Source organism: Protofrankia sp. CiP1_Cm_nod1 (genome assembly GCF_920888515.1).
In the GTDB taxonomy this organism is placed as follows: Bacteria; Actinomycetota; Actinomycetes; order Frankiales; family Frankiaceae; genus Protofrankia.
In genome coordinates this window covers 9,469-22,061 of sequence record NZ_CAKKTM010000005.1, presented here as the reverse complement: position 1 = coordinate 22,061, position 12,593 = coordinate 9,469, and the positions used below count along the sequence as shown (strand labels likewise).

Annotated in this window: 14 protein-coding genes and 1 tRNA gene; 4 read left to right on the top strand and 11 right to left on the bottom strand. The window is 69.9% G+C overall.

Annotation, left to right across the window (positions count from 1 at the left end; genetic code table 11):
• On the bottom strand, nt 1-830 hold an 830-nt coding region (locus NBX02_RS00520), incomplete at its 3' end, for a SidA/IucD/PvdA family monooxygenase (protein ID WP_445548176.1).
• Between the two features lie 757 nt (nt 831-1,587).
• On the opposite strand from NBX02_RS00520, the gene NBX02_RS00515 reads away from it, so the two are divergent.
• A tRNA-Ala gene (locus NBX02_RS00515) sits at nt 1,588-1,660 on the top strand.
• Between the two features lie 78 nt (nt 1,661-1,738).
• On the opposite strand, the gene NBX02_RS00510 is transcribed toward NBX02_RS00515, so the two are convergent.
• From NBX02_RS00510 to NBX02_RS00475, 8 genes are all read right to left on the bottom strand, one after another.
• Nucleotides 1,739-2,875 (bottom strand): tyrosine-type recombinase/integrase, encoded by a 1,137-nt coding sequence (locus NBX02_RS00510; protein WP_250289514.1) that lies wholly within the window; start codon nt 2,873-2,875, stop codon nt 1,739-1,741.
• Nucleotides 2,876-3,295: 420 nt separating this feature from the next.
• Nucleotides 3,296-3,628, bottom strand: a complete 333-nt coding sequence (locus tag NBX02_RS00505; protein ID WP_250289512.1) for a hypothetical protein — start codon at nt 3,626-3,628, stop codon at nt 3,296-3,298.
• Between the two features lie 183 nt (nt 3,629-3,811).
• Nucleotides 3,812-4,006: a helix-turn-helix domain-containing protein gene (locus NBX02_RS00500; protein WP_250289509.1), complete on the bottom strand. Its 195-nt coding sequence runs from the start codon at nt 4,004-4,006 to the stop codon at nt 3,812-3,814.
• A 34-nt stretch (nt 4,007-4,040) separates the two neighbouring features.
• Nucleotides 4,041-5,762 (bottom strand): replication initiator, encoded by a 1,722-nt coding sequence (locus NBX02_RS00495; protein ID WP_250289507.1) that lies wholly within the window; start codon nt 5,760-5,762, stop codon nt 4,041-4,043.
• A complete protein-coding gene (locus tag NBX02_RS00490; RefSeq protein WP_250289504.1) occupies nt 5,759-5,989 on the bottom strand; it encodes a hypothetical protein in 231 nt (76 codons plus the stop codon). The genes NBX02_RS00495 and NBX02_RS00490 overlap by 4 nt, the downstream gene beginning before the upstream one ends.
• Entirely contained in the window at nt 5,986-7,503 is a 1,518-nt protein-coding gene (locus NBX02_RS00485) for an FtsK/SpoIIIE domain-containing protein (protein WP_250289502.1), read from the bottom strand. Before NBX02_RS00485 ends, NBX02_RS00490 begins: the two co-directional genes overlap by 4 nt.
• A 123-nt stretch (nt 7,504-7,626) precedes the next feature.
• A complete protein-coding gene (locus NBX02_RS00480; protein WP_250289500.1) occupies nt 7,627-7,944 on the bottom strand; it encodes a hypothetical protein in 318 nt (105 codons plus the stop codon).
• On the bottom strand, nt 7,941-8,348 hold the full coding sequence (locus NBX02_RS00475; RefSeq protein ID WP_250289520.1) for a plasmid replication, integration and excision activator: 408 nt from the start codon (nt 8,346-8,348) through the stop codon (nt 7,941-7,943). Before NBX02_RS00475 ends, NBX02_RS00480 begins: the two co-directional genes overlap by 4 nt.
• Before the next feature lie 195 nt (nt 8,349-8,543).
• Between NBX02_RS00475 and NBX02_RS00470 the strand changes: the two genes are divergently transcribed.
• Nucleotides 8,544-8,954, top strand: a complete 411-nt coding sequence (locus NBX02_RS00470) for a helix-turn-helix domain-containing protein (protein WP_250289498.1) — start codon at nt 8,544-8,546, stop codon at nt 8,952-8,954.
• Between the two features lie 118 nt (nt 8,955-9,072).
• Here NBX02_RS00470 and NBX02_RS00465 read toward each other — a convergent pair whose 3' ends face one another.
• Nucleotides 9,073-9,300 carry a hypothetical protein gene (locus NBX02_RS00465; RefSeq protein ID WP_250289497.1) on the bottom strand — a complete coding sequence of 76 codons (228 nt, stop codon included), beginning with the start codon at nt 9,298-9,300 and terminating at the stop codon, nt 9,073-9,075.
• A complete protein-coding gene (locus NBX02_RS00460; RefSeq protein WP_250289495.1) occupies nt 9,297-9,587 on the bottom strand; it encodes a hypothetical protein in 291 nt (96 codons plus the stop codon). Before NBX02_RS00460 ends, NBX02_RS00465 begins: the two co-directional genes overlap by 4 nt.
• A 223-nt stretch (nt 9,588-9,810) precedes the next feature.
• Here NBX02_RS00460 and NBX02_RS00455 point away from each other — a divergent pair, with 223 nt between their 5' ends.
• Both NBX02_RS00455 and NBX02_RS00450 read left to right on the top strand, forming a co-directional pair.
• A complete protein-coding gene (locus NBX02_RS00455) occupies nt 9,811-11,178 on the top strand; it encodes a helix-turn-helix domain-containing protein (protein WP_250289493.1) in 1,368 nt (455 codons plus the stop codon).
• Nucleotides 11,179-11,289: 111 nt separating this feature from the next.
• Nucleotides 11,290-11,997 carry a PhzF family phenazine biosynthesis protein gene (locus NBX02_RS00450; protein WP_250289490.1) on the top strand — a complete coding sequence of 236 codons (708 nt, stop codon included), beginning with the start codon at nt 11,290-11,292 and terminating at the stop codon, nt 11,995-11,997.
• The last annotated feature ends 596 nt before the right edge of the window (nt 11,998-12,593 follow it).

Here is a 12,593-nt window from a genome sequence, read left to right as displayed (position 1 = left end):
TCGACCACCGAGCAGTTGGTCCCCCGGTGGTAGTCGAGCAGCATCGCCCGGACCTTGTCGGGGGCGTGGAAGAAGTCGTCGACCGCGGTCGGGTCGAAGATCTGGTTGGCGAACGAGCTGTCGTCGGCCGGGCTGAAACCGTAGCGGGCGAAGACGGTGTGCACCTCGGCCCGCGGGAAGTTGGAGTGGAGGTATTCGGTCACCTCGGCCGCGCTCTGACCAGCACCGACGACGAGGAATCGCCCCCGCGGTGTCGACGGCATCGCGCCGACACGGTCGAGCAGGTCGTGGTTGTGCCAGACCCGCTCGGTGAGCCCGATTCCGTCGGGTGTGCGAGGTTCCAGGCCGGCCGCGATGACGACGTTGCGGGCGCGGCGCACCTCCGTGCGCTCGGGGCCGCCGCCGCGCCGGCTCACCACGTCGATGAAGGCGATCTCACCGCCGAGGGTGACCGGCCGCAGGTCGACGACCTCCGAGCCGTACTCCACGAGATGATCGAGGCGGCCCGCAGCCCACTCCAGGTAGTCGTGGAACTCGTGGCGCAACGGGAACATCGTCTTGTGGTTGATGAAGTCCACCAGCCGGTCCTGGCCGTGCAGGTACGACACGAAGCTGAAATCGCTCGCCTGGTTGCGCAGGGTGACAAGGTCCTTCAGGTACGACATCTGCATGGTGGCGCCGTCGAGCAGCATTCCCCGATGCCAGCCGAAGCGTTCCTGGCGTTCCAGGAAGGTGACCCGCAGTGCCGCCGAGGGCGCTACCTGGGCGTTGTGTTCCTCGACGGCGATCGCCAGGGCGAGGTTCGAAGGCCCGAACCCGATCCCGATCATGTCGTGGACACCGAGTTCCGTCAGTTCTCCGGCCCGCTCGTGCAGACGTCCTACCACGGCTGCCCTTCCAGTCATGTGAGACCGCGTCGGCGCTGACCAGAGGTACCTCGTCCGAGGACGCTCAGGCGGAGCACCATGTCATGACTGTTAGTTAAGTTAGCCTTACCTATACTCGGAATAATCGGGTGACGTCAAGGTTGTGCGTCCCTTCGCAGCCCGTTGTGCGCGGCCGGTTGCGCGCACCTTCGCCGCCTGTCGATGCGATTGTCTTCGCTGACTTTGGTTAACCTAACTTATGGCGAATCAAGTACCGATGTCCGGCGGATCGCGACAACGCTGGTCACGTCCGGAGCCGTGATGTACGGAGAGTGCTCATAGTGCGCGCCCGTGTGACACGGACGCGGACGGGCGCGGCCGGGCGAGGCGGACGCTCTCAAGGTCCGCGCTCGTGTGACACCGACCCACGCACCCACACATCCGCCCGGCACCGCGAACCGCCTGAACCGGAGGCGACCGCACACCCGCACACCCGCACATTCGTACACCCGGCCCACGGCTCGGGCGGCACAACGCCGACAATCATGATCTGTCCAGGCGCATCCCCGTCTGGCCTGGGAGGCGGCCCCGCGCGCCACATGCTCACGCCGGCGCGGGCCCCGACCCGTACGCAGGCCCCGATCCGTGATCGTGATGCCACGATCGACCAGCTACCGACCTGCCGGGGCCCGCGTGTCGTACTCTTGGTTGGGTCGTCTCCGGGGGCGTAGCTCAATTGGCAGAGCACTGCCTTTGCAAGGCAGGGGTTAGGGGTTCAAGTCCCCTCGTCTCCACCCCGTCTCACCTGCATAAATGGGTTGTCTCATCCGACGAGAAGATCGAGATGTAGCCAACCGTGTAGCCAAGGGGCGCTACCCGTCGTCCCGGTCCTCCACCGTGTCGTCCTTGTGCTTCTTCTTGTGTTGCTTGTCGGTGTCGGCCTCGGGGCCAAGGATGCCGTCCATCGCCGTTGCGGCCGCGCGAAGTCGCTCGGGCAGCACGTGGCCGTACCGCTCCATCGTCATCCTGACCGTGGTGTGGCCGAGGATCTCCATCACGGTCCGCGGTTCGATCCCGGACGCCAGAAGGAACGTCGCGCAGCCATGGCGGAAGTCGTGAAGCCGCAGCCACGGCAGGCCGGCACCGTCACGGAGCTGTTGGACGCGTCGGGTCACGTTCCGTGGCTCCATCGGCGTGCCGACCGTCGAGGCGAAGACGAGCCCGTTGTTCTGCCACGACTCGCCGGCCTTGTTCCGTTCGTCCGCCTGGCGCTTGCGTTGGCGTTCCAGGGCGTCAACGGCGAGCGCCGGTATCGGCACCGTTCGCCGTGAACCGTGCGTCTTCGGCTCGACGAGCCGCAGTTGCCCGCTGACCCGTTGGGCGGAGCGGCGGACCCACAGCGTCCGGGCGTCGAGGTCGACGTCATCCCAGCGGAGGCCGAGCAGCTCACCGCGGCGCAGTCCCATCGTGAGCGCCAGGACGAACAGCGCTTCGAGCCGATCATCTATAGCCAGGGTCAGGAAACGACGTGCATCACTGGTGGTCAGCGTGTGCTGTTCCCCACCGGCCAGGCTCGGCGGGCGAACAGCTTTCGCGACGTTGCGGCTCACCAGCTCCATCCGTTCCGCGTCGGCGAGCGCGGCCCGCAGCACCGCGTGAATCTTCACGAGGCTTGCCGGCTTCATCTGCTCCCGACGTGCCGCGTGCAGACGCCGGACGTGGGCCGGCCCGAGTTTGTCCAGGCGGATCTTTCCGAGCATCGGGACGATGTGGCCGTCGATCGCGTACCGGTACCGGGCGAGAGTGGACGGTCGTGTTCCATCGTGAGACTTGATCTCGTCCATCCAGTAGTCCATCCATTCGGCGACGGTGCGGGACTTCGCCGTGAGGTCCTGGCCCTGATCGGCCGCCTTGCGCAGTTCACGCACCTTGGCAAGGGCTTCCTTCTCGGTCCCCCCGTAGACGACGCGGCGACGCCGCTTCCCGTCGATCCAGCCCAGATCGACCACACCGACCCACCGACCGTCACTTTCACGCTGGTAAAGGGCGCCTTCGCCATGGCTACGCCGACGGCCCCGGCGATCAGGAGCGTTCCGCGTCCGACGTTTCGAGCTCTGGGCATCAGAGCCGGTCGGTTCGTCGTCGGCTGCTCCGGTCGGATCCTGCCGCTTGCCGGACATGATGAAGATCACTCCTTGCCGAAGAAATGATGCGAAGAACGGGAGAGCGCCGGGAGGTTGCGTCCGGCGGTTCGGTGCTCCCGCTCCTCTGGGGCGGGGGAGGGTCCGTCGGGAGCCCGGCCGCGTCCAGGGCGCTATCGCGTCACTGCGTGATCGGCTTCGCCGACCCTGGACCCGTCCGCACTCCCGACGGGTGTAACGCCCACCAGAGGAACGGGAAAGAAATGGGGGAAGGACCGCGAGTCCTGGTCAGCGGGGCTGAGGCTGCGCGGGAACCGTCCGATACGGGCGGAGGTCAGGCAGCCAGCCGCCGGCCGGACCAGGTCTGTGCGGCGGGGGCGTTGCCGGAAGCGTGCTGTCGGGGATCGCGCGGAACACCAGCACGACGTCGACGTCTCCGAGGGCTTCGACGAACACCGCGTCGGTGGGGATCGCGACCGCGGTCCGGGCGATGTCGAACGGGTCGGCGCCCGGTTTGACGGTTATCTCGTAGTAGCCGTGGCCGGGGGCGTCGAGGCGGACGAAGGGCTGTCCGTCGGAGGGGTCGCGCGGGGGGTTGAGGTCAGGCGGAATGATGGGCACGGGTCGGTACTCCCTTGCTCTCGAAGGGGGTGCTGATCAAGGTCCCGGTGTGGTGTTCCCGCACCCGCCGGGACCGCTTTAGAGATCTTTGTGTCTGTACGACCGGAGGCCCACGGGCCGCATCGCCGCGTGTGCTGTACTGCCGAAACTCGGCTGTCCGGTTCGGCGCGGACCAGTATGTGATCATGCGGCGGCCTCCGTGTCCGAGACTCCGCGGAGCCGGTCGACGTAGGCGACGAGCGCCGCCCGCGGGATCCGCCGCGATCGTCCGATGCGGACGGATTCGATCTGCCCCGCCGCCATCAGTTCGTAGACGGTGGACCGGCCGACACCGAGGACCGCGGCGGCTTCGGCCGCGGTCAGGAGGAGCTTGTTCATACGTCCTCGCCGGAATCGTCGTAAGACTCGGAGATCATGCGGCATCGCGGAGTAGCGGGTCGGTTGCCGACACCGGGTCGGGGTGTCCGCGCGCGGCCCGCGCCGCGTCGAGTTGTGCGCGCCACCGGTGCCGGTCCGCGACCGCCCGCAGCAGCAGGTGTTCCCGGCGGGGGGTGGCCGGGTCACCGGGTCGGAGAAGCTGCCAGACCGCCCGGTCGGCGCCGCCGCCCTGGCCGCCGGTGTCGGTGTGGCCGAGGACCGCGAGTTGTTGCCGAACCCAGACTTTCCGATCTTCTTTGTGGTCGGCGAGGGTCTTGCCCGACCACTTCCGGGAGACGAGCACCCGCCGGCCACCGAAGCCGAGGGTTTCCCGCCGGTGGGCCTTGCCCCGGCACCGGCCCGATACCAGCCCGGCCCGTGGGTTCTTCGGCTGCACGCCGTAAAGCAGCCAGTTTGCGCACGTCGGCGAGCAGGGTTCGTAGCGCAGGGCGTCGGCGAGCCTGTCCACGTGCGTCCGCTGCGCGTCGCTGGTCATCGTGTGGCAGGCGTCCAGGCTCTTGGTCAGGTATTTGGTCAGGTAGCCGATCAGCCGGCCGGTGGTGGCGTTGTTCGCGGTCACCCCGTCCGCGCGGACCTGCACCCCGAACCGGACCACGTGTGCGGGTTCGGCATCGTCGCCGAGCGTGTCGAGTGCGGCATCCCAGGTCGGCAGCGGTGCGCCGGTGTCCGGGTCGGTGTAGCCGCCGGCCCGTTCGTCCCAGACCGGCAGCTGGCCGGGGGTGTAGACCGGCCGGTCACACGCCGGCCACCACACCTGGTGATAGGTCGCCGCCGCCACCTGCCGCAGCAGCACCCGCGGGATCGTCCCGCGCATCGCCGCGTGCAGATGCGGCGCCAGCCGCCGTTGCGGCTCCAAGGCCGCGAAGTACTGGACGTCCCAGCCGACCGCCCGGCGCAGGTTCTGCCAGAACCGGTCCACCAGCTTGGGAAAGTGGATCGCATCCCGGGCCGCCCGCCGGTAGTCGTAGCCGTCCGGGTCCACCGGGGTGCCGTCGCCGTTTACCCGGCCGTAGCTGTCGCAGGTGAGCGTGAGGAACATCGACGGCCGCCACACCGTGCCGTCCGCCGCGGTGAATGTCCGGCCCACGGTGCGCCGGTCGACGGGGAGCCGGGGCAGGTCGGGGGCGTCCTGCCGCCGCCGGGTCGATCGGGTCCGCCGGGGCCGCTCCCGGGCCTCCGGGGCGGTCGTGCCGCGGACGCCGAGGTCGGTCAACGCCGCGTCCACCTGGGAGATCAGGTCGTCGGCTTCGGTGATCTGCTCGACGTTGTGGCTGGTGACGGCGTCGACGCGGACGGCTTCGAGATCGGCGCGGAGCCGGACGAGGGTTTTCGCGTCGTCGGTCGGCGGGTCCGGGTCGGGCAACGGTTCGTCGTCGAGGTGCCAGCCGGCCTTGCACTGCGCCATCCGCAGCTTGCGGGCCCGGTCCGCGCACGGCGGGCACTTGCTCGCCAGCGTGGCCCCGCACGGCACCGGGATGGTTTCCGTCTCGCCGGTGGTCAGGTCGATTCTCCGCATGGCCAGCGGCCGGATGCACACCCCGTTGTCGACCGCGACCGCCTCGAGAATCTGCCGGGCCAGCGGCAGCCGCAGCCGCGCCGCCCGACTCCCCGCCGCCGGGTCCGTACTCGAGACGGGGCCGGTCGGACTGTCCGGATGCGCCGACAGTAGGCCGGCGGGGTCCGTTCCGTGCGTCATGCGGCCCGCTCCTCCTGATCCTGGTCGTCGTGGTCTTGGTCGTGGTCGTCGCCGGTCGGGTCGGGGTCGGGCGGGTGGCCGGGGGGCGGTTCCCGGCAGCCGCACACCCGCCCCCGCCCGGTCGGCGCCCGGCAGCCGGTATCGGCCCGGTGTGCCGCCCACAGGTGCCGGCACCAGGAGCAGACCGGCAGCACGTACACCGGGGCGTAGCCGTCCGGTCCGGTCATGCCGCCCAGCCGTCGACGTCCGGGGTCCAGCCCGTGCCGGGAGCGTCGAGGCCAACGACCTGACCGGCGACCGGTGGCCGGTAGCGGTGCGCCATCCGGCCGATCTCGGCGTCGTCGATCCAGGCGGCCCGCACCCGCACCGGGTCGGCCTGCCCGTCGGCCAGCACATAGCCGACCCCGGGCAGCCCGTCGGGAATCTCCTCCGCCCGTGCCCCGCGATCCCGGGCACCGTCGCCCAGCACGAGATCGACTTGGTCGGGTTCGGTCAACCGCAACGCGACCCGGACCGGGAACAGGTCCCGGAACGGCAGCACCTCTTTCCGCGGGTCCTGCACCGCCCCGATCACCACCACCCCGGGTGCCCGGCCCTGCGACAGCAGCAGCGGCAGCGAGGCGGCCAGCCGCCGCTTGAGCTCCCGGTCGGTGACGTAGGCGGTGAGCGCGGCGAGCTCGTCGACGATCACGACGATCAGCGGTTCGTCGGTGGTCGGGACGTGCAGCCGGGTCACCCCGCGGAGCCGTCCGGCCCGGCCGCGCATGACCGATACCGCGTCGTCGAGCAGGTCGGCGATGCCGGCGGTGTCGGTGGCGAACCGGGTGAACATGTCCCGGCCGAACGCGAGTTCCATCCCGCCCTTGGGGTCGGCGACCCACAGTTCGACCAGGCCGGCGCGGACCGCCGGGCCGAGCCCGCGGATCGTCGCCCAGAGCACCGACCCCTTGCCCGCCCCGGTGGCCCCGGCCACCAGCACATGCGCGCCGCGTACCGGTAGCCGCCAGGGCTGGCCGTCCTCCCGCCGGCCCACTGGAATCCCGGCCAGGTCCACCGGAGCGTCGTCATCCCAACCGTCACCGTCTCCGCCGTCCGCGTCCGGACCATCGAGATCGGCCGGGGGGACGAGGCCGGCCAGCGGGTCACGGTGGGTGAACTCCACCCAGATGTACCCCACCCGATCGGCGCGGATCCGGCAGGCCTGCGCGCGGAACGCCTGCCGCAGCGCCTCGGCCTGCTCCGCCCACTGCTGCGGGGTCTGCCCGTAGAGCAGTTCGACCCGCAGCCGATCCGCCCACCGGTCGGAGCGGATCGTGCGGATGCGGGGGAAGGTTTCGGCGAAGGCGACCCGGTCGCCGTTGGACACCGGGATCCGGATTGCCAGCCCGGTGTGCACCATCACCGGCCGCCACCGCCACCGGTACACCATGAGCAGGCGCAGCCGGCCCCGCAGCCAGCGGGCCAGCCAGGCGAACGACCGGCGGTGCGCCAGCCGCCACCCCACCGCCAGCACGGCGACGGCGAGGAGCGCCAGGCCCAGCCCGGCCGCCCCGTAGCGCTCCCGGATCACCAGCACTGTCAGCAGCAGACCCACCAGCACCGGATGCCGGATCAGGAAGACCACCAGCCGGGCGCACATCCGCCCGGCCAGCCCGGCGAGCACCACCCACAGGGGTACGTCGACTTTCGGATGCCGGGTCGGCAGGTCGGGAAACGGCCGGGAGCCGTTGATTCTGGCCATGACAGATCACACCCACCCTGCATCAAACGAAAAAGAAACGGAAGGAAGAGAAACCGGCGGACCGGAACCGGCGGAGCGCAAAGAAGACTCAGACGGCCGTCCCGGTACCCGGGAGAAACGCGCTCAGGCCGCTGTTGCGGTATCGCCTGTCGAATCGTCGCCGGTACGGCCTGTCAGCAGCCGTTCGCATTCGTGCAGATAGTCGGTGGCGGCCCGCACCAGCGCCCGCGCGAAATCGAGATGATCGACGGTTAGCACGTCGTCCGCCGTGGACAGGGACAGGTGGGTGCGGTCGGCATCGACCGCGAGGATCGGCCGCTCGTGCGGATAGGTGAAGCACCGCGCCGACCAGCCCGACCCGACATGCACGCCGATATGCCCGTGCGACCCGACCGGCACCCGCCCGCCACCGGCGTCCGGGGTAGCTGGTGTCCCGGTCATGCCGCCGCCCGCCCGGAACCTGCGCGTACCGGCCGTATCCCGGCCGCCCAGAACGAGAACCCCTGCCGGGGCTTCTGCCCGTTCGTGTTCACATACGGGGTCAGGGTCAGCCCGTCGAACTCCACCGGCCGAAACGGGGTCCCCGCCAGCGGCTCCGGCGGGACCGGCCGCACCCCAGCGGCGATCTTCACCTTCACCTCCGCCGAGCCGGCCCGGGCGTTGGGGTCGGCGTCCATCACCCGCACCGCCCACACCAGCTCACCGGTGACCTTGTCCCGTTCCTGCGCGTCGGCTATCCCCGCCTTGGCCTTGTCGAAGTCGTTGACCGGTTCCACCCCGAGCACATAGGCGCCGTGCGGGAACATGTCCGTGAACGCCACGGGAATCCGCTGCGGTACCGCCATCGCCGTTGTCACCTCGTCCCACCTTGTCAGCGTGCCGGCCGCTGCCGGCCGTCGGTCGTTGCAGGACATACAGTGCACGGCGCGCGAAGCGCTCGCCAAGCGCTTTCCAGCCGGTGTATACAGCCATCGGATAATCGACGGCATCCCCCGGAAGATCGGTATCGCCGGCACGGCCACCCGGGTTACCTTTGCTACATGTCAAACGGCGTTCCGGTGCACACCGCCCGCAGCCCCCGCCCCGACGAGGACTGGAACGCGGTCGCCGACGCGGTCAACAACCGGATGGCTCAGCAGCGGATCGGACAGAAAGCGCTCGCGGACGCCTCCGGGGTGTCGGTGGCCACCCTGCGCCGCATCCAGCACGGCGCACACGGCCGCCGGGTCCAGAACACGACGTTGACCGCGATCGCCCGCGCCCTCAACTGGCCCGACGACCACCTGATCCGCGTCCTGACCGCCGGGACCAGCCCGACCGGCACGGCGCCGCCGGCCATCGAACGGGAAATCCTCGCCGGTATCGGCCGCATCGAACAACAGCTTGCCGACCTTGGCCGTCGGCTGGCCACGGTCGAGGACCTCGTCACCGCATACGCCGCCCACAGGTAAAGGGGCCAGCATCCCGGGGCGGGCAATTGCCGCCCGGCGGGATTCTGACCCCCTGCACACACCACCACGACCCCCGCCGCCACCGCTTATCGCAGGACGGCGCCGACCGTCCGCACACTCAATCCGGCGCGCCGGACATCCCGCCGGGCTGCCCCGGCGGCAGCAGGTCGCCGAGCGGACGGAACACCAACGTCACTTCCACATCCCCGAACGCGTCGGCGAACCCCACCCCGTCCGGCAGCGCCGCCCAGGCATGCAGCACGTCCACCGGACGATCCGCCGGAAAAATCGTGATCGCGTTGATGTCCCCGTGCGCCGTGACCCGGGCGTGTTCCCCGCCGGTCATCGGCCGCCAGCCCGCCGCACCGACCGGGCCAACGCCGCCCCCAGCAGCAGCCGGCCCGCCGCCGGCGCCGTGACACGGTCGACGAAGAAGAACAGCGGCGTCACCTGATAGTCATGCCAGCCGCTTTCCACCGCGAACACCTCCGCCGACGCCGCCGAATCAAACGTGATCGTCGTATCGCGGACCCGGCGTTCCCCACCGGGCTCGAACCGCACCACCCCGTACAGCACCGATGGCCGTTCCTCCGCGTTTCCGTCGTCCGCTGGGCCTGTCGTGGTTGCCGTCACCGGCCGCACCCCGTCTCGTGGTCGTTTTCCCCTTGTTGGGACACCGGCCCAGCCCGCCCGGAAAGCAGCGCTCTCCCACCCGGAGCGGACCGGCCACCGGCCACGATTACGAGCTACACGAGCGCTGAAAAGGTCGCCGGCCGTATACACCCGGTGGTTACACTGGCGGACAGTGCGCAGCCTGAAACCCGCCGCGTCCCCCTGTCCCGCCCGGGAGGCAGCCATGACATCGCGTAACCGGGAACTTCCCGCCGCGCCCGCTGGTCTGTGGGACCGTCCCGAGATGGTCCACGCCCTGGAGCAGCGGGATATGGCCGCGGTGTTGAAGATTTTTCAGAAGTGGACCGGTGCCACCCAGGGGCAGATCGCTACCGCCTGTGGCACGCCGCAGTCCCACATCAGCGAGATCCGTAACGGCAAACGGCAGGTCATGACCCTGGCCGTCTTCGAGCGGTTCGCGAGCGGCCTGAACATCCCCCGCGCCCGTCTCGGCCTGGAAAGCGACAAGACCAGCCCAGACGCCCCGCCGGCTACCACCACCGCCGAAACGCTGCCCACCCGCCGGACGGTGTCCCTCGCGATCCCGGCCGCCGTCGGACTCGACATGGCCCCCGACACCCTGGTCACCGCCGCCGCCCGCCAGTCCGCCGCCATCCTGGAACGACTCGGCGCGGCAACCGTCGACCCACTCGTTCTCGAACAGCTCGCCGACGACGTCGCCCGACTCTCCCTCGACTACATCGCCGGACCCCCCGAAGCGGTCCTTGCCGACACCATCGACACGCGTACCCGGGTCCTGGCCCTCCTCGACCAGGCCCGCCGGCCCGCGCAGATCCACGACCTCTACCTGATCGCCGGACAGCTCTCCGGGATTCTCGCCTACGGCGCCATCGACCTGGGCAAACCCGGCCCGGCCATGACCCACGCCCGCACCGCCCTGATGTGCGCCGACCTCGCCGGACACACCGACCTTGCGGTATGGGCGCGGGGAACCCAAAGCCTGATCGCGCGTTTCGCGAACCGGCACCGCGAGGCCCTCCAGTACATCCACGCCGGGATGGCGCTGCGTCCCACCGGCGCGGGCCTGGCCCGGATCGTCAGCGGCGAAGCGCAATGCCTGGCCCACCTCGGCGACATCGCCGGCACCCGCGCCGCACTCGCCGCCGCAGCCGACGCCAGCGACCACGACACCCCGCCATCCGACATCGAAACCGGGCTGTTCACCTTCCCCCGCGCCATGCAGTACTACTACGCCGGTGGAAGCCTGATCTGGCTTCCCGACAACACCGGCGCCGCGGACGCCGAGCAGGCCATCACCACCGCCATCACCCTGTTCACCACCGGACCCGCCGACCAACGGTTCGTTGCCGATGAAATCCTCGCTCATGTCTACCTGGCGACCGCCCGCCTGCTCCGCGGCAACATCGACGGCGTCACCGACGCCCTTCGACCGGTCCTGACGATCCCCCCGCAGCAACGGGTGTCCTGGCACCGCCGCCGCCTGGACCGCATCGCCGCCCTGCTCGACGCCCCCCGCTACCGCACCTCGACCACCGCCGCCGACCTCCGCCACGAGATCGTCGCCTTCTGACCGCGACACCGGCGGCAGGCGTAGAAGGCCGCTCCCGACACGCTCCCGAACCGCTCATTCCCCTGACACAACCCGCACCCAACGGGCAGGATGACCCCGAAGCGGGAAGCGGTGGGAAGCCGAGGGGAGACACCAGCGGTGGTCACAGTACGGGTCGTCCGGGTGTTCACCGACCAGGCCGGTAACCACGGCAACCCCCTTGGAGTCGTCGAGGACGCCGCCACCATCGTCCCCGACCCCGCGCACCGTCAGGAGATCGCCGCCCGTCTCGGCTACAGCGAAACCGTCTTCATCGACGACACCGCCACCTCAACGATCAGCATCTACACCCCCCGCACAAAAATCCCCTTCGCCGGACATCCCGCCGTCGGCGCCGCCTGGTTCCTCGGCCGCATCCACGGCACCCCACAGGATGTGCTCCGCACCGAGGGAGGCGACGCCCGGACCTGGACCGATGACAACGGCGTGTGGGTACGCGCCGCCCTGGCATCCACCCCGCCGTGGTGGCATGAACGCCTCGACGACCCCAAACAGGTCGACGACCTCACCGGCCCGCTACACCCCGGCCAGGACTTCACCCAACTATGGGCATGGGAAGACGAAGACGCCGGCACCATCCGGGTACGGACCTTCGCCGACCGGGTCGGCATCCCCGAAGACGAAGCCTGCGGATCCGGCGCCATGCGCCTGGCCGCCGCCCTCGGCCGCCCCCTGACCCTCCACCACGGCAAAGGCTCCGTCATCCACGCCCGCCCAGGCCCCCCCGGACACGCCGACGTCGGCGGCACCGTCATCGAGGACGAACCCCGCACTCTCTGACCCGTCCGGCGATAAGCCGGCAGACTGCCGAATTCTCCGTTTTAGGATCAAGCCGGTGGCGGTCCGCGCCCCGCAACCGGCTGCGCGCGGCGCTGCCGCGCCGTGCTCGCCGGGCGCGTCGCACCCCGCCACCGCGCACAACCCAGACCAGGAACGGCGTGCATGCCGGCGATGCCGGGGAATGCGTCGTGAGCACGGCCGTCCAGAACGATTACTGCCGGATCAGCGAATCCATGCCGTACCGGGCGGCACGGATTCGCGATGGTGGTCCTGTTCCGCGGTCCGGTTCACCGAATACCCGACCGCGTCCCGGGATGCGCAGTCACGCATACCAACGGAGACCATCGCCAGGCACGCCAGAGGCAGACGAAAACCGAGCAGGGGCACGCCATCGGGCAGCCGGGAGACAGCACCAGATCGCTGCGCTTCCCGGGCAGCCCGACCCCTCGCCCATCATGGCGAGACCGTCTGCGGTTACCCGACACATAGTCGATCTTGACTAAGTGGTGCGAACAGTCGCATCTATTCATCAAGATTAGAAAGATTGCGTCGGATCAGTACGACTGACGGGTGGTCGGGGCCGTAGACGGCCTCGG

What these genes read in the sequence shown, in the direction of transcription:
- NBX02_RS00500 (WP_250289509.1), bottom strand. Translation starts at nt 4,006, where the DNA reads ATGAACAAGCTCCTCCTGACCGCGGCCGAAGCCGCCGCGGTCCTCGGT.
- NBX02_RS00495 (WP_250289507.1), bottom strand. Translation starts at nt 5,762, where the DNA reads ATGACGCACGGAACGGACCCCGCCGGCCTACTGTCGGCGCATCCGGAC.
- NBX02_RS00490 (WP_250289504.1), bottom strand. Translation starts at nt 5,989, where the DNA reads ATGACCGGACCGGACGGCTACGCCCCGGTGTACGTGCTGCCGGTCTGC.
- NBX02_RS00485 (WP_250289502.1), bottom strand. Translation starts at nt 7,503, where the DNA reads ATGGCCAGAATCAACGGCTCCCGGCCGTTTCCCGACCTGCCGACCCGG.
- NBX02_RS00480 (WP_250289500.1), bottom strand. Translation starts at nt 7,944, where the DNA reads ATGACCGGGACACCAGCTACCCCGGACGCCGGTGGCGGGCGGGTGCCG.
- NBX02_RS00475 (WP_250289520.1), bottom strand. Translation starts at nt 8,348, where the DNA reads ATGGCGGTACCGCAGCGGATTCCCGTGGCGTTCACGGACATGTTCCCG.
- NBX02_RS00470 (WP_250289498.1), top strand. Translation starts at nt 8,544, where the DNA reads ATGTCAAACGGCGTTCCGGTGCACACCGCCCGCAGCCCCCGCCCCGAC.
- NBX02_RS00465 (WP_250289497.1), bottom strand. Translation starts at nt 9,300, where the DNA reads ATGACCGGCGGGGAACACGCCCGGGTCACGGCGCACGGGGACATCAAC.
- NBX02_RS00455 (WP_250289493.1), top strand. Translation starts at nt 9,811, where the DNA reads ATGACATCGCGTAACCGGGAACTTCCCGCCGCGCCCGCTGGTCTGTGG.